Raw genomic sequence first — 16,917 nt, forward strand, 5'->3', positions numbered from 1 at the left:
AAAAAGAAAAGAAACTTTCTCCTATCGTACAAGAATTTTTAGATGTATGCCAAAAAAAATAATTCAAGAATGCCTCGGCATTCTTGCTGCGAGGTGCGCGTCATGCAATTGCATGACATACTTCTACTGCGCACCTCTGCAATCCTGCCGGAGGATTTTGTGTAATAAGAAATGCAATTTTCTATATACACAAAAAAGTGACTGGTTCATGCCAATCACTTCTTATATAAATATATACCTTCAAAACTGCATATAAGAAACTTTTTACATCTTTACCTATCCACCTGTGCTTCGCACTTTTGTGCTCTTGCTTTTGGTTATGCCCTCGACCTATTAGTAACAGTCAGCTCCATGTGTTACCACACTTCCACCTCTGTCCTATCTACCTCGTCGTCTTCAAGGGGTCTTACAACTTTCGTTGGGATATCTCATCTTGAGGGGGGCTTCACGCTTAGATGCCTTCAGCGTTTATCCCGTCCCGGCTTGGCTACTCTGCTATGCTCCTGGCGGAACAACAGATCAACCAGCGGCCAGTCCATCCCGGTCCTCTCGTACTAAGGACAGCTCCTCTCAAATATCCTACGCCCACGCCGGATAGGGACCGAACTGTCTCACGACGTTCTGAACCCAGCTCGCGTACCGCTTTAATGGGCGAACAGCCCAACCCTTGGGACCTACTTCAGCCCCAGGATGCGATGAGCCGACATCGAGGTGCCAAACCACTCCGTCGATGTGAACTCTTGGGAGTGATAAGCCTGTTATCCCCAGGGTAGCTTTTATCCGTTGAGCGATGGCAATCCCACTTTATACCACCGGATCACTAAGTCCTACTTTCGTACCTGCTCCACCCGTCGGTGTCGCAGTCAAGCTCCCTTCTGCCTTTGCACTCTTCGAATGGTTTCCGACCATTCTGAGGGAACCTTTGAGCGCCTCCGATACCCTTTCGGAGGCGACCGCCCCAGTCAAACTCCCCACCTGACATTGTCCCCCGGCCTGTTTAAGGCCGCTGGTTAGAAACCCAGTACTGCAAGGGTGGTATCCCAACAACAGCTCCACGGCAACTGGCGTCACCGCTTCAAAGCCTCCCACCTATCCTGTACATGCAATACCGAATCCCAGTATCAAGCTGGAGTAAAGCTCCATGGGGTCTTTCCGTCCTGGCGCAGGTAACCAGCATCTTCACTGGTATTTCAATTTCACCGGGTGCATTGTTGAGACAGTGCCCAAATCATTACGCCTTTCGTGCGGGTCGGAACTTACCCGACAAGGAATTTCGCTACCTTAGGACCGTTATAGTTACGGCCGCCGTTTACTGGGGCTTAAGTTCAAAGCTTCGCTTGCGCTAACCTCTCCCCTTAACCTTCCAGCACCGGGCAGGCGTCAGCCCATATACTTCACCTTTCGGTTTTGCATAGACCTGTGTTTTTGCTAAACAGTTGCTTGGGCCAATTCTCTGCGGCCACCTCTCAGTGGCACTCCTTCTCCCGAAGTTACGGAGTCATTTTGCCGAGTTCCTTAACAATGCTTCTCCCGTCGGCCTTAGGATTCTCTCCTCATCCACCTGTGTCGGTTTACGGTACGGGCGCGATACAAACAATAGCGGCTTTTCTTGACGCATGGCTCACACTCTTCCCTACTCTTATTTCGGTACGCATCACGTCTTCGGATTGCCGTACGGATTTGCCGGTACGACTCCTACCTCGCTTGCGCCGGGCTTTCCATTCCCGGCTTGTGCTCTCCACACGTGTCCCCACAGTTCTGTTATATCGCGGTACAGGAATTTCAACCTGTTGTCCATCGGTTACGTCTTTCGACCTGGCCTTAGGCCCCGACTTACCCAGAGCAGATCAGCTTTACTCTGGAAACCTTAGATATTCGGCCGGAAGGATTCTCACCTTCCTCTCGCTACTCATTCCGGCATTCTCTCTTCTATACAGTCCACAGCTCCTTATCGGTACTGCTTCTTCCCGTATACAATGCTCCTCTACCAATGTACAAGTACATTCCTGAGCTTCGGCAGTGTGTTTCAGCCCCGGACATTTTCGGCGCAGGACCTCTCGACTAGTGAGCTATTACGCACTCTTTGAATGTATGGCTGCTTCTGAGCCAACATCCTAGTTGTCTGCGAAATCCCACATCCTTTTCCACTTAACACACATTTTGGGACCTTAGCTGCAGGTCTGGGCTCTTTCCCTTTTGACTACCCAACTTATCTCGTGCAGTCTGACTCCCATACACCATCTACGCGGCATTCGGAGTTTGATATTCTTCGGTAAGCTTTGACGCCCCCTAGGAAATTCAGTGCTCTACCTCCGCAAGACTTGTATGAGGCTAGCCCTAAAGCTATTTCGAGGAGAACCAGCTATCTCCGGGTTCGATTGGAATTTCTCCCCTATCCACACCTCATCCCCACCCTTTTCAACGGATGTGGGTTCGGACCTCCATTGCCTTTTACGGCAACTTCATCCTGGACATGGATAGGTCACCCGGTTTCGGGTCTACTCCGACTGACTCTTCGCCCTATTCAGACTTGGTTTCCCTTCGGCTCCATCCCTTAAGGACTTAACCTCGCCAGCCAGCGTAACTCGCCGGACCGTTCTACAAAAAGTACGCGGTTCCACATTTAAAGTGGTTCCACAGCTTGTAAACATATGGTTTCAGGTTCTTTTTCACTCCCCTCCCGGGGTCCTTTTCACCTTTCCTTCACAGTACTATGCGCTATCGGTCACTAAGGAGTATTTAGCCTTACGGGGTGGTCCCCGCATATTCAGTCAAGGTTCCACGTGTCTCGACCTACTCTGGATTCCGCCATGCCAATCGACCTTTCACTTACGGGGCTTTCACCCTCTCTGGCCGGCCTTCCCAGGCCGTTCTGTTAAGTCTTTTGGATCAATTCCGCGGTCCGAACCCCGGAGTGCACGCACTCCGGTTTGGGCTCTTCCGGTTTCGCTCGCCGCTACTTCCAGAATCACATGTTGTTTTCTCTTCCTCCGGCTACTTAGATGTTTCAGTTCACCGGGTTCCCCTCCTAACGTTATGTATTGGCGTTAGGATACCTGAGGTTTGCTCAGGTGGGTTTCCCCATTCAGAGATCTCCGGATCATAGGATATTTGCTCCTCCCCGAAGCTTTTCGCAGCTTATCACGTCTTTCATCGGCTCTTAGTGCCAAGGCATCCACCATACGCTCTTATTAGCATAACCAATAGATGTCGAAAGCGGTGCGGAAGTTCTGACTGTTCTCAGAGGAATGCTTGCATTCATCTGGAACCGTCTGAAGTTCTGCAATCATTTGCGAAGCAAAGGATAGCGAAACAAGCAAAGCTTGTGAGCTAACCGGTTTGACATCGCCGCCTACGGGTTGCTTTCTTCATCGACACATGCATAGCGTTGCATGCGTTGGCTTCTAGGTCAATTTTTTGGATTCGTTTTCTTCGAATTGTGTAGTAATTATTACTCTGTTTATAACAATTACCTCGGATGTCTTGATTAGATATTTAATATCTTATCTATATTTCTTATATGCGGTTTTCAAGGTACATTGCGAAACGAATATTTTCTGCGTTGAATGCTTGCATTCATAAGCTGTGAAATATTCTGTTTCATAGCGTGCCTGCACGCGACCGAAAGAACGAAGTTCTTGAGGTGCAATGTAAGCATTTGACTGTTTTATCAGCCATCAGGAAGTTGAATCTCTTCAGCTCTCTGATCACTGGTAAAACCAGTTTATTTTTTCAATCCGGCAGCCACCTACTCTCCCGTACCGTCTCCAGTAAAGTACCATCGGCCGCTTAGGTCTTAACCATCGTGTTCGGGATGGGAACGGGTGTTACCCCTAAGCGCATCGCCACCGGAAATGTTATTCGTTCTTTTTACGGAACTGATAACTTGTCATTATGTCCTTCGCGCGTCCAATTCCGCGCTCAGTCCTTGATGACTAAATAACAGACAACAGCCCTTACTTTTTCCGTTTTAGTTGGATTGATTCGGCTGCTTTGCAGCCTACTTTATCCATCTTCCGTTTTAGTTGGATTGATTCGGCTGCTTTGCAGCCTACTTTATCCATCTTCCTTAGAAAGGAGGTGATCCAGCCGCACCTTCCGATACGGCTACCTTGTTACGACTTCACCCCAGTTATCGGTCCCACCTTCGGCAGCTCCCTCCTTTCGGTTGGGTCACTGACTTCGGGCGTTACTGACTCCCATGGTGTGACGGGCGGTGTGTACAAGACCCGGGAACGTATTCACCGCAGCATTCTGATCTGCGATTACTAGCGATTCCAGCTTCATGTAGTCGAGTTGCAGACTACAATCCGAACTGAGACGTTATTTTTGAGATTTGCTCGGCCTCGCGGCTCTGCTTCCCTTTGTTTACGCCATTGTAGCACGTGTGTAGCCCTGGTCATAAGGGGCATGATGATTTGACGTCATCCCCACCTTCCTCCAGGTTATCCCTGGCAGTCTCTCCAGAGTGCCCACCCTAAATGCTGGCTACTGAAGATAAGGGTTGCGCTCGTTGCGGGACTTAACCCAACATCTCACGACACGAGCTGACGACAACCATGCACCACCTGTCACCGATGTTCCGAAGAAAAGCTTCCATTACGAAGCGGTCATCGGGATGTCAAGATCAGGTAAGGTTCTTCGCGTTGCTTCGAATTAAACCACATGCTCCACCGCTTGTGCGGGTCCCCGTCAATTCCTTTGAGTTTCATTCTTGCGAACGTACTCCCCAGGTGGACTGCTTATTGCGTTAGCTGCGGCACCGAATAGCTTTGCTACCCGACACCTAGCAGTCATCGTTTACGGCGTGGACTACCAGGGTATCTAATCCTGTTTGCTCCCCACGCTTTCGAGCCTCAACGTCAGTCATCGTCCAGTAAGCCGCCTTCGCCACTGGTGTTCCTCCTAATATCTACGCATTTCACCGCTACACTAGGAATTCCACTTACCTCTCCGACACTCTAGCTGCACAGTTTCCAAAGCAGTCCACAGGTTGAGCCCATGCCTTTCACTTCAGACTTGCACAGCCGTCTACGCTCCCTTTACACCCAGTAAATCCGGATAACGCTTGCCCCCTACGTATTACCGCGGCTGCTGGCACGTAGTTAGCCGGGGCTTCTTAGTCAGGTACCGTCATTTTCTTCCCTGCTGATAGAAGTTTACATACCGAAATACTTCATCCTTCACGCGGCGTCGCTGCATCAGGCTTTCGCCCATTGTGCAATATTCCCCACTGCTGCCTCCCGTAGGAGTCTGGGCCGTGTCTCAGTCCCAATGTGGCCGGTCACCCTCTCAGGTCGGCTACTGATCGTCGGCTTGGTGGGCCGTTACCTCACCAACTACCTAATCAGACGCGGGTCCATCTCATACCACCGGAGTTTTTACCACTGTACCATGCAGTACTGTGGTCTTATGCGGTATTAGCAGCCATTTCTAACTGTTATCCCCCTGTATGAGGCAGGTTACCCACGCGTTACTCACCCGTCCGCCGCTCAGTCACAAAAGTCTTCATCCGAAGAATCGAACTTAAGTGCTTCGCTCGACTTGCATGTGTTAAGCACGCCGCCAGCGTTCATCCTGAGCCAGGATCAAACTCTCGTTTAAAAATCTTAATTCCGATTTGACTCGGATTTAAAATCAAAGTTCGTTCCAGGTCAAGAAAACTACTAGCTTTCTTATCCCTTTTACTGTTTTAAGGTCGACATTGTCATTCAATGTCCGTTCTGAATTTTCTCTTAAAGAATCTTCAGGGTTGTTGTCTATTATTTAATTATCAAGGATCTTTTTCTTTGTTGTCGTCTCAGCGACAGCTTACTTATATTATCACATTCACAATCGCTTGTCAACAACTTTTTTATTTTCTTTTTTGCTGTCCGCTTCGATCATCTCTGTCGTTCGAAACAGCTTAATCAATATACCATGTCCTTTTCTAATTGTCAATATTATTTTTATTTTTTATTTTATTCGCGCAATTCGCACAATTCAGTTTTTTACTTTCTATCATAACTACAGTTTTAAGAATGCACTTCGAGCCATAATTTCCGATCTTACATTTTAACAAAACACTACGTCTCCAATATTGTTCTTTTGTCTACTTACTGTTATAATTGCTAGACGGAGGTTCTTTTACTTATGAAAATACAGCTTTTATCAACATTAAAAAAATATAAAAAGGATTATTTAAAACAGGACATTTTCTCTGGTATCATTATAGCCGCTGTATCTATTCCCATTTCCATGGGATATGCACAGATTGCCGGGCTTCCTCCGGCTTATGGCTTGTATGGTTCTATTCTTCCTATATTATTATTCGCAATTTTTTCTACATCAAAACAATTTATTTTTGGTGTAGATGCTGCTCCCGCTGCTCTTGCAGGCAGTGCGCTGCTTTCTCTTGGTATTGTTCCCGGATCTGAAGCTGCGTTGAATTATATACCGATTTTGGCACTTTTTACTGGTCTGTGGCTTCTTTTCTTTTACATTATAAAAGCCGATCGGATTGTAAACTTTATATCAACCCCTGTTATGGGCGGATTCATCAGTGGAATCTCTTTAACTATTATCTTCATGCAGATTCCGAAACTTATGGGAAGCTCTGCAGGATCTGGTGAAATCATCGAACTTGCAGAACATATTTATGCCGCCGGTCAGGATTTCCACGGGCTTTCTCTCGGATTAGGACTTGGTACATTACTTATTATAAGAATATGCAAAAAATGGATTCCAAAATTTCCAATTGCAATTCTTATCATGGCTGCAGGCGTAGTATCTACTGTGTATTTCCATGTTGACGCAAAGGGTGTGGCACTGCTTGATTCTGTTGGAACCGGACTTCCGCCATTTTTCATTCCTGACTTTAGTCAGGTAGATCTGACTCAGGCTGTTGGGCGTGGACTGATGATTTCACTGGTCGTAATGGCTGAAACTTTGCTTGCAGAAAACAATTTTGCTTTCCGTAATGGTTACAATCTGAATGACCGCCAGGAAATCTTAGCCTGTGCTGCCGGTAACGTTGCCTCTGCATTTGTAGGTTCCTGCCCGGTGAATGGGAGCATTTCCCGGACATCTATGAACGAACAATATGGCGGGCACTCTCAAGTTGTTTCCATTACTGCAGGCATTACTATGGCAATTCTACTGTTATTTTTCACTGGCTTCATTGGATACCTGCCGATTCCGGTTCTGACCGCAATTGTGATATCCGCACTTATGGACGTTGTAGAGGTTCATTTATGTATCCGCCTCTTCCGACTAAGCAAACAGGATTTTTACATTTTCATGGCAGCCTGTATCAGTGTATTATTTTTAGGAACAATTTACGGTGTACTCATCGGTGTATTACTTTCATTCTTTGCTGTTATCACAAAATCTGCGAATCCAACTCGTTCTTTTCTTGGTGTGATTCCCGGAAAAGATGGATATTATGACCTTATAAGAAATGTACATGCGTATCCTATCAAAGGTGTTGTCATGTACCAGTTTAATGAAAACCTGTTTTTCGCAAATGTAAAGATTCTTCAGGAAGATCTTGAAGATGCAGTCAGTCCAGATACGCAAGTCGTAATCATTGACGCAAGAGCAATCAACAACATCGACATTACTGCTGCAGACCGCCTTGCGGAATTATCTTCGCGTCTGACAGACCTTGGAATACATTTTTATATCACTGAACATACTGAAAAATTGAACCAGCAAATGCGTCAGTTAGGTGTTGAACATCTGATTCGCGAGGGACATGTCCGCCGGACAATACTGGCTGCTCTTCACGACGCAGATATTTACGCCCCATATGAACTGAATATCCCGGATTCTGAAAAAGAAAGCGTAAAGCTAAACCTGACATTTCTTCCTGCAGAAGATGAAGATACACTGGAGGAATTTGCATGGGCTTATGGTGATCAGGTAGTCGAGGAAATGGAACATGAAGTTCACCACATCTTAAATCATATTCACGGATTAAAGGATATTGAAGAGATTCTTGAAAACGGTCTTGTAGACCACCTTGAAAATTGGCATTCTCTTGGTGCCTTTGATGAGGACGAATTACTTCGCCGTATCGAGCTTCATCTCGATGAGTTGTCACAGGCACTGGCAGAAAACCAACCATTAGTTCTTCAGTTAATCGAAAAACGAAGACGTATTTTAAGAGACCGTGTTCTACGTGAACATCCGGAAGTCTTCGATAAATTACAGAAACATCGCCGAAAGCTTGAAGAACGATTAGAACTTCAGCGCGCAAGCGTAAAGCCTCAAGAACAAGCACCTCAGCCAAATCAAACTTTTGAAAAAGAAGAAGTTCCTGCGCAAGATTCCGATGCGGCACAAGATTCCGATGCGGCACGAGATTCCGATGCAGCACAAGATTCCGATGCGGCACAAGATTCCGATGCGGCACAAGATTCCGATGCGGCACAAGATTCCGATGCGGCACAAGATTCCGATGTGGCACAAGATTCTGATAATGTGCAAAAAGAATATGAACTTGACGAGAATACTGCCGAACAGGAATCCAATCTTGAGCGACAATTTCTAGAATATATTCGCCGACATTAATTCAAAGATTTCCACTAAACGCATACAAAAAAGGCAACACATACACGACGCATGTGTTGTCTTTTTTTCGTTCAATATTTCTATTTTTTCTCTTTGTTACTTTCATATTCTTTCAATGCTTTTAATGCCTGACCACCCATGAGATACAGAATTCCAGTGTTAAATATGGTCATAAGACCAATTCCTACATCCCCCAGATCCCAAACAAATGTATAAGCTGCAATTCCACCAATGAACAGCATTACAAGTGCAAGTACTTTATAAGCAGTCTGCCAAAACCATTTATCGCCAAAGAGATAGGATACATTACTTCTTGCGTAAAAGAGTATTCCTAAAAATGTCGAGAAACTGAATAAAAATAATGTAAGTGCTATAAAGATTACACCAAATTCTCCAAGATGATATTTCATTGCTGACTGTAGTAAATCCATTCCTGACTTTCCGGCGACTACATTTTCCGGTGCCAACAGCATGATCATTGCAGTACAGCTACAGATCACAATGGTGTCAATAAATACTCCCAGCGCCTGTGTAAGTCCTGCTTTTACCGGAAAATCACATTCTGCTGCCGCTGCCGCACATGGTGCTGATCCAGAACCCGCCTCATTTGAAAACAGACCTCTCTTTACGCCGTTCATAAGAACTGCACCAAATCCTCCAGATACAACCTGTCTGATTCCAAATGCCTCCTCAAAGATTCGACCAAATACGCATGGAATACTTTTCATATTTATGAGAATAACAAAAATCGTAATGAAGAAATAACATACAGCCATAATCGGCACGATCAGGTCCAGAACTTTTACCGTCGCGTTTTTACGAAGGACGATCACTGCCGCAACTGCAACAAGGGCAATCGTTGTATAAAGCGGTGGAATATGAAATGCATTTTCAAAAGAAGATGCAACTGAATTACTGATTACCTGGCTGATTCCACACCAGCAGATCAGACCGGAAATTGCAAACAGGACTGCAATCAAGGTATGATTTTTCTTCTTTCCTGTCTTTTCTTCCATATAGTGATGAATATAGTAAGCCGGACCTCCACGGTATCCTCCGTAAAGTGGATCTTTTTCTTTGTGAATCTGTGCCAGCGTTGCCTCTACAAATGCTGTTGAAGAGCCAATCAGGGCTGTCACCCACATCCAAAAGACCGCTCCTGCACCTCCTGCAGAAATTGCAGCTACAACCCCGACAAGATTTCCCATGCCGACTCTCGTCGCTGTTGATACGATCAACGTCTGAAACGTGGACAGACTGTCTTTATTCTCCTTCTTTGACATCAGTGCCCGAATCATATCCGGGAACAAACGCAAAGGTAATACTTTTGTCCGCACTGAAAAATAAATCCCTGTTGGAATCAATAATATAATCAGCAATGAGATTCCCACACTATCTCCACCCGGCAATGGAACATGTATCAAATCTCCCCACAATAATGCATAAATTCTTTCAATTAACGATACAACCATTTCAGAAATATCCTTTCTGAGCTCTTTGTCACTTTAACGCTCTGCACTATCATACTATATCTCAATATATTGTGCAAATACTTTTCATGAAAAAACAATTTCCTGCAATACTCTTCCGACCGCCTGTGAAAAATCACTGATATTTCGAATCTTTATCAGATTTTGCCCAAAAATCTTTCCTGCTACTTCTCCAGAGCGCGCACTTCCCATAAAAATTCCGATCACCTGAATTCCTTTTTGTTTCAGATTCTGCACTTCTTTTGCAGTATCTTGAATTGCAAGCAGATCTGTGTATTCTTTATTTTTATAAAAAGCACCTTCTCCACTATCCTGATCATCCTGTGGGCTTGCATCTGTCAGTACGAGTAAAATTCTTTTTCTTTTTTCGCCGTTCTCCATCAAGTGTCCTGCCGCCCGAAGTGCAAGTCCATCGCGATTGTTTCCCGCCGCAACATACCGGAACAGTTCATCCTCTCTCTCTTCTTTGCAATTAGGGAAAATGTGCAATATCGTATAGCCGCGGATACTGCAATAAGAATAAATCTGTACCGGAATCTTACATTGTTTCAGACTTTTGGATAAAATATACGCCTGTGCCGCAATCTGCTCCTGCATCTGCTTTCTCGAAGAAGAGGCATCTATGAGAATATCAACAGAAAATCCAGGAATTTCTACCTCTTCTTTTCTCTCAAATACTCTTGGATCGTCCAGATAGACTGCTTTCCACACTTCCTGTGGATTTAGTTTTCCGTGAGCTGCTTTCTCTGGAAATCTCTCTTCTTGTTCCTCAAGACAAATCTTTAGCTTTTCTGTAAGTCTTCGAATGGCATTCTGATAAATCGAATAATTCTGTTCATAATGTTTTTTATTCTTCTCATATTGTCTGGCAGTCTCTGCCTGAAATTCTCTAATTTCCTTTTTTTCTCTTTTTCCTTTTATCTTGGATAATTCATTTTCACCGGTATAGATCTTATTTCTGTTTTTTTCTGTCTCCGACTCTTTCAGGCCATCCTCCCTTGCTCTTGAATTTCCTTTTGTAAATAAAAGATGACAATTTTTATGATTTCCCACACACAATTTTTGTTCTATTTTTTCCTGGTATTCTTGCGAATAGATACTCTTCCCAAAACATGCCTCTACATATCTTTTTGTTTCTTCCGGATTTCTCTGTAGCGACAACTGGAATATATAGTGTCTGCCTCGCTCCATTATTCCCGATTTCCCATCAAAAAATGTATTTTGGTCATCATAATTTCTGGCACGTACATAAGTAGCACTTACTTTTCCAAAAGACTGAAATACTCCGGATACCTTCTGCAGAAAATAATTTCCTTTCTTCTTTTCAGTCGGACGATACGCAAAATATTTCCACAGATTTTCTCTTGTCTGTTCCAGAATTTGATCCGTTGACATATCTTCTGAAAAAGAAAACGCATGTAAAATCTGCTCATCTTCCTCTTTTAACCCTGATGACTGTCCCAAAATTTCTCTGCAATGTCCGTTTCGTATCTGATCAATTCTGGAATACTCTTTATATTTCCGATAACGTCTCAGGCTTTCTCTGGCATACTCTTTCCTCAAATCCAAAAGTGCTGTCCTTTTCTTCTCTTCTTTTTGATACAATGCATTTTCCAGCCCAGTCCAGAGAAGCCCTTCATATAACTCCTGGTTCTTTCCTCCTAACTGATTAAAAAATACGTCTATTTTTTCCTGATCGTACCATTTATATGCCAGTCCGATAATCAGGTTCAAATACATATCTGCTGTTCCATCCGGGGAAAAGGCAAGAAACATCGGTTCAAATTCATACTTTTCTGCTGCAGTCCATATAAAATTACGTGCTCTTTTCGCTTCTATTAATTCCTGCTCTTCCATTCCTGTCACCTTGTAAATATTTGCATATTTTATTATTTTTTGCGAAAAACATCCTTTCTTTGGATTTTTCTTGAAATCCTTGCCTGAATCGTATCCCGGATCAATGTCTGCTCATATGGATCAAACGATTTGTTCGCAATTCCCATATCTAGCGCTGTATGAATATCAAGTCCTTTTTCCATCAGATCGATTGCTCCCAAAAGGCCTCGAAGATCCAGTGCCTTAGAAGAAATCTCAGCATTTTCACATTTTTTCTGTAAATCTAAAAATAATGCTGCTAACTCTTCTGCCGCATCTTCCCGGATTGCCGGAGAGTTCTTTCTTATCAGTTTTATCAGGCTTTCTTTGGCAATCATCGGCATCTGAATGACGGCAAAACGTGACACCAATGCTTCATTCAGTTCTTTTGTGCCGGAATATCCATAATTCATGGTTGCAATAAACCGCGTTGCAGGATGAAGTTCTATTCTTTCATCCCCCGGAACGTCAATGGTCCTACGAAAATCCAATGTTGCATGCAGCACTGCCATAGCTTCACTTTTTGCCATGTTAATTTCATCCAATACCGTAAAACCACCTGTTTTTGCCGCTGTATATACCGGACCAGGCCGGAAAGTCACTTCACCGCCGCGAAATGTATCCATCCCTATGAGGGAAGCAGCATCCATATTCACATGAAAAGACACATCCCATCGCGGCCGCATAAAAACTCCGGCCAGATTCTCAGCAAACAGATTCTTTCCTGTCGCCTTATGTCCGACAAGCAGAAGATTCTGCCCGCATAGAATAGCTGTAATTGCCTGCTCCCACACATCTTTCCCATAATAAAACTGCTCCAGCTTTGGAATTCTTTCCTCATAAGATTTTTCTGCCGGATAACTTTCACGAAATTTTTTTATCTCATCAATCAAATCATCTCTGATTCCAAGTTCTCGTAATTTTTCTAACAAATGCTGTCGCTTCCCTTCTGTTCTAAACTTACCATCTATACTTCTTTTAGAGATTGCCTACATCTCCTGGATGCTATAAAACTCCAAACAATTGATTGATATTTACATTGTCATCAATAATTCTGCTACTTGGCTTTTTTGCATTAGCAAGCATGGTTTCCACTCTGTTTTCCAGTGCCACATCTATAAATTTCCCCATATTAATTCCACGCAGTTCAAAGAAAAGTGCCGGATTTTCATCCAGCCGCACTCCGACGCCATATAACGCTGCTGCGACATGCTTGCACATCAATGCCCAGTCAGGACAACTACATCCGAAACTAATTTCACTTGGCTTCGGAAAAAGTCCATTTTCACCTGCAAATAATTCTTTCATGGCAACCGGGAAATTTCCCGCCAGCAATTCTTCCATACTCTCAATCTTTTCACTGCATTGTTCAATGATATTCTGACAATGTTCCTGATTGAGCGGACTGATCCGTATCTCTACCTTGTATGGGGTTTTTCGTCTCCCCTGTACTTTTGCTTCTATTTTTCCCTTCTTTATCTGAAGATCCACAACCGTTCCCGTTCGGACATAACGTTTTCCGCGTTCCAGCCTTGACTCATAATCTGCATATCTTTCCAGATTCTCACACCATGCATTTCCCCACCATGTCTTCGTAATCTTTCTGCCTTTGACTATAATCGGATGAACTTCTTTTCCTTTTTTCCGTTGCTTTTCAATACTTGCCCCGGCATTCTTTTTCAACAGTCCGCCACTTGGCTGTTCAAACTGCTGACTTTCATCCCAGTATTTTTTCATTTATTTTCCCTCTTTTTTCGTTTCATATGCTTATACAATATTTTGTTCTTTTTATTCTTCAAGCCGAAGCAAGGAGAACAGCTCTTCATTATTAAGATCTGTAATCCATTTTTCTCCACCTGATCCTATAACATTTTCAGCAAGTTCCTTTTTTGAATTAATAATTGCATCTATTTTTTCTTCAATAGTACCTTTGCTTACAAACTTATGAACCATTACATCTTTTGTCTGTCCGATACGGAACGCACGGTCGGTCGCCTGATTTTCAACTGCCGGATTCCACCAGCGGTCAAAATGTATCACATGATTTGCTTTCGTGAGATTCAGTCCTGTTCCTGCCGCCTTAACAGACAACACAATAAACGGAACATATCTTTCACCTTGAAATTTTTCAACTATTTCTGTCCTGCGTTTTACAGGTGTACCCCCATGGATCACATACCCTTTTGCATGAAAAATTCCCGTCAGATATTCTGCAAGATATTCTGTTATTTCCTTAAACTGCGTAAACACAATTACTCGCTCACGTTTCTCATAAATTCCTCTTCTTTCAATCCCCTCTGCTTCAAGAACACGTTTTTCCATATCCGATACAGCTTTTCGATACAATACGGTCTGTTTTCTGGATAAGGCAGCATAATCTAACATTTCCACTTTTTCCGGTAGATCAGAAATAATATTTTTGTCAGTCTTCACTCGTCTGAGCATAAACGGACTGATCATAGATTTCAATTTTGCATATTTTTCCGGATGCTCTTCTAATCCCTTGCAAAACTCATGAAATTCTTTTGAAGCCCCTAAAAGACCATGATTAAGGAAGTCAAATAATGGCCAAAGGTTCGTAAGATCATTTTCAATCGGTGTACCAGTCATAGCAATCCGCATCTTACTCTTCATTTTTTGATCTCTCTTGTCTGCTTCGTCGTTGGATTTTTTATTGCCTGCGCCTCATCAAGAATCAGACAATCCCATTCTTTTTCCTTCAATGGTTCTATTTTTGCCGCCATTGCGTATGTTGTAATTGTTAAAAATGGTAATTCCTCTTTTGCTTCTTTATCTGTTTTTCTCAATTTTTCAAGATATGTCAGAACCTGAATTGTCTTTCCAAGTCCCATATCATCTGCGAGACATGCTCCAAATCCTAGCCGATTCATATAGTTCAACCAGCTATAGCCGCTTTTTTGATATGGCCGGAGTGTTGCTTTCAAAGTCTTCGGAACAGCTACACTTCGAATTCGATTCGGTTCCCTGAGATTAAGAAGCATTCTCGACATCCACGCTCCATTTGAAACTACAATTCCAACATCTGGAAGGATTTTGTCATTTCCCATTTCCAGTTGAACTGCATCTCTAAAAGATAAGCTCTCTGGAATATCCTCCATTTCTTCCAGAAGCTTTCTTAATTTTTCATGATTGACTTCAATCCATTTTCCCTTTAAAAATGCCAGTCCTTCCGTCTGTCTGAGCAACTGCTCAATCTCACTTTGTGTCAGTCTGACTCCATCTACTTCTAATGACGGCTGAAGAGAAACAAGTGCATCAAAGCCTACCATGGATGGTTTTTCTTCACCCAGTTTTACATTGACAGATAACATGGAATTTTTCTTTCTCCACCAATTAGGTATTCTGCATAAAATTCCTGTCTCTTCGATTTTCTCGATATCTTTTAAAAATGAATATGCATCATCCACTGTGAATTTCAGCGTGTGAAACATTTCTCCACTTTCCATTAATTCCGCGATCAAAGGAGAGACTTCTGCCGCGCGATTTAAACTCGATAAAAGAGTAAGGAGTTTTTCTCTGTCGTCTCTATATTCAGTCAACGCATATTGGAGCGGCATATGCTGTACGCTTCCATCTGACTGCCTGGATGCATAGGTTGCTATAAATGCAAATGGAGCATCATCATTTTTACTTTCTACAAGATGAAGGAAAATACGCTCTGGTACATGCAGGCTTTGATTTCTCTCTGCCAGATACATTGCCACTGAACCTTTATAGTTTCTGATCTGACCTTGAAAAATTGTTTCCAATTCTGAAAATCTGTTTCGTATCCACTTTTCATCAATAAATTCTGTTCCGATTGCATATGGGGTTGCATTAAGCAACCGTTCAATGCATTCCTGTGTCGGAGCTACTTTTATCTTATCCCTTGCAATTTCCAGCTCCGGAAGTCTGGTCAATTCTTTGAAAAATGCATCAGATACAAGATAAAGGAAATATCCTGAAACTGTAAGTTTTGATGGACTCTCTATATTTCCCATATCATATAAAAATTCTGCTGATTCCTCGTCTTCTGTTTCTTCTCCTGTATTTTCCGGATAGAATCCGTTTTTTTGTAAAAATGTACTGTCTTTGCATATTGAAATCTCCGTTACTGTTTTTTCCACAACATTTTTTATGTTTTTCCCCACTTCCGCAAGGGCATAGATCGTTTGGATACACTTTCTTCTCTTTTACAATTGAATTTCTGAAAAATTCCCCAGGCTTTCCACCATAACGGAATCATTTTCTCATAATTCTGTTCATACTGAGCTTCATAGCCCTCCTGAACTAAATTGTCCCATTCGTCCCATTCTGTCAGAATTTCATGTGTATCTTCATAATCTATGCACTGCTGCACCATGTTTCGTAACGCCTGCGCATATCTTTTTTCATCATAGGGCTGATTTTCTTTCATTACATCATAAATTTCTTCTATTACAACCGCACCTATTTTTTCTTTCGCTTCACTCACAGAATATCCTGCGTCAATCAGTCTGTTGTAAGATTCTCCCGTCACAGGCGGGTCATTTTCTCTTAACTGATTATCTACAACTTCCAATATCAGTTTCTTTAATCTTAAGTTTGCCAGTTTTCTTTTCCTCACATTCTTTATTTTTCAACATAACTACAGACACGAAAAGGCTGTATCCTTTTTGTATATTGAATTCAAGAATGCCAAGGCATTCTTGAATTTTCTTCATTTTCATGCAAATCAATATCTTCAACCAGCAATTTGCCAATTTCCTTGTATGTTCTTAGAAGAGTATTATTCACTTCAACTGCAACATGTGTTCTTGCCTCTTGAAGTAATTTTTCGATTTTATTTATCATCCTATTATCCGCTAATTTATCCCTGATTCCTCCTTCCTATATCATCAACTAACAATCTCTACACTTATTATATCATTCCCCCCTGATAGTAGTTGTAAAAACTTCACATTTTTCATATTTTAGGGATACTTTGTGCTGTACATAATGCCGCCGAGGATGTCAAGTC

At 42.9% G+C, this 16,917-nt stretch carries 8 protein-coding genes, 3 rRNA genes and 1 pseudogene; 1 reads left to right on the forward strand and 11 read right to left on the reverse strand.

Features of this window, described 5'->3' with window-relative positions; translation table 11 throughout:
• Positions 1–313: 313 nt before the first annotated feature.
• The 3 genes from C7E02_RS13750 to C7E02_RS13760 all read right to left on the reverse strand — a co-directional run bounded on the left by C7E02_RS13750 (position 314) and on the right by C7E02_RS13760 (position 5,604).
• Positions 314–3,202, reverse strand: a 23S ribosomal RNA gene (locus C7E02_RS13750).
• 533 nt (positions 3,203–3,735) lie between these two features.
• Positions 3,736–3,853: ribosomal RNA gene (gene rrf, locus C7E02_RS13755) — 5S ribosomal RNA — on the reverse strand.
• A 220-nt stretch (positions 3,854–4,073) separates the two neighbouring features.
• Positions 4,074–5,604: ribosomal RNA gene (locus C7E02_RS13760) — 16S ribosomal RNA — on the reverse strand.
• Together the 16S, 23S and 5S rRNA genes form the textbook arrangement of a ribosomal RNA operon.
• Positions 5,605–6,132: 528 nt before the next feature.
• On the opposite strand from C7E02_RS13760, the gene C7E02_RS13770 reads away from it, so the two are divergent.
• Positions 6,133–8,553 carry a SulP family inorganic anion transporter gene (locus tag C7E02_RS13770; RefSeq protein WP_105309882.1) on the forward strand — a complete coding sequence of 807 codons (2,421 nt, stop codon included), beginning with the start codon at positions 6,133–6,135 and terminating at the stop codon, positions 8,551–8,553.
• An 80-nt stretch (positions 8,554–8,633) separates the two neighbouring features.
• Here the strand turns inward: C7E02_RS13770 and C7E02_RS13775 are convergent, their stop codons facing one another.
• The 8 genes and pseudogenes from C7E02_RS13775 to C7E02_RS19235 all read right to left on the reverse strand — a co-directional run bounded on the left by C7E02_RS13775 (position 8,634) and on the right by C7E02_RS19235 (position 16,751).
• Complete coding sequence (locus C7E02_RS13775) at positions 8,634–10,025, reverse strand: alanine/glycine:cation symporter family protein (protein WP_105309883.1); 1,392 nt, start codon at positions 10,023–10,025, stop codon at positions 8,634–8,636.
• Between the two features lie 84 nt (positions 10,026–10,109).
• The gene (locus C7E02_RS13780) at positions 10,110–11,900 is read right to left on the reverse strand and encodes a hypothetical protein (RefSeq protein WP_105309884.1); all 1,791 of its coding nucleotides are present in this window, start codon (positions 11,898–11,900) and stop codon (positions 10,110–10,112) included.
• Between the two features lie 32 nt (positions 11,901–11,932).
• Entirely contained in the window at positions 11,933–12,850 is a 918-nt protein-coding gene (locus C7E02_RS13785) for an AAA family ATPase (protein WP_105309885.1), read from the reverse strand.
• A gap of 73 nt (positions 12,851–12,923) precedes the next feature.
• Entirely contained in the window at positions 12,924–13,655 is a 732-nt protein-coding gene (locus C7E02_RS13790; RefSeq protein ID WP_022278775.1) for an SWIM zinc finger family protein, read from the reverse strand.
• A 51-nt stretch (positions 13,656–13,706) separates the two neighbouring features.
• On the reverse strand, positions 13,707–14,552 hold the full coding sequence (locus C7E02_RS13795) for a DEAD/DEAH box helicase (RefSeq protein ID WP_105309886.1): 846 nt from the start codon (positions 14,550–14,552) through the stop codon (positions 13,707–13,709).
• Positions 14,549–15,919, reverse strand: coding sequence for an SNF2 helicase-associated domain-containing protein (locus C7E02_RS20295; RefSeq protein WP_330406810.1), 1,371 nt, complete (start codon positions 15,917–15,919; stop codon positions 14,549–14,551). The genes C7E02_RS13795 and C7E02_RS20295 overlap by 4 nt, the downstream gene beginning before the upstream one ends.
• Before the next feature lie 112 nt (positions 15,920–16,031).
• A pseudogene (locus C7E02_RS20700) lies at positions 16,032–16,121 on the reverse strand (SEC-C metal-binding domain-containing protein); the annotation flags it as partial.
• A 465-nt stretch (positions 16,122–16,586) separates the two neighbouring features.
• Complete coding sequence (locus C7E02_RS19235; protein WP_155961784.1) at positions 16,587–16,751, reverse strand: hypothetical protein; 165 nt, start codon at positions 16,749–16,751, stop codon at positions 16,587–16,589.
• Between the last annotated feature and the right edge of the window lie 166 nt (positions 16,752–16,917).

The organism is Dorea sp. Marseille-P4042, from assembly GCF_900290215.1.
GTDB lineage: Bacteria > Bacillota > Clostridia > Lachnospirales > Lachnospiraceae > Dorea > Dorea formicigenerans.

Coding starts and splice junctions, on each gene's coding strand:
- C7E02_RS13795 (WP_105309886.1), bottom strand. CDS start 14,552: ATGAAGAGTAAGATGCGGATTGCTATGACTGGTACACCGATTGAAAAT.
- C7E02_RS20295 (WP_330406810.1), bottom strand. CDS start 15,919: ATGGGAAATATAGAGAGTCCATCAAAACTTACAGTTTCAGGATATTTC.
- C7E02_RS13780 (WP_105309884.1), bottom strand. CDS start 11,900: ATGGAAGAGCAGGAATTAATAGAAGCGAAAAGAGCACGTAATTTTATA.
- C7E02_RS19235 (WP_155961784.1), bottom strand. CDS start 16,751: ATGATAAATAAAATCGAAAAATTACTTCAAGAGGCAAGAACACATGTT.
- C7E02_RS13770 (WP_105309882.1), top strand. CDS start 6,133: ATGAAAATACAGCTTTTATCAACATTAAAAAAATATAAAAAGGATTAT.
- C7E02_RS13775 (WP_105309883.1), bottom strand. CDS start 10,025: ATGGTTGTATCGTTAATTGAAAGAATTTATGCATTATTGTGGGGAGAT.
- C7E02_RS13790 (WP_022278775.1), bottom strand. CDS start 13,655: ATGAAAAAATACTGGGATGAAAGTCAGCAGTTTGAACAGCCAAGTGGC.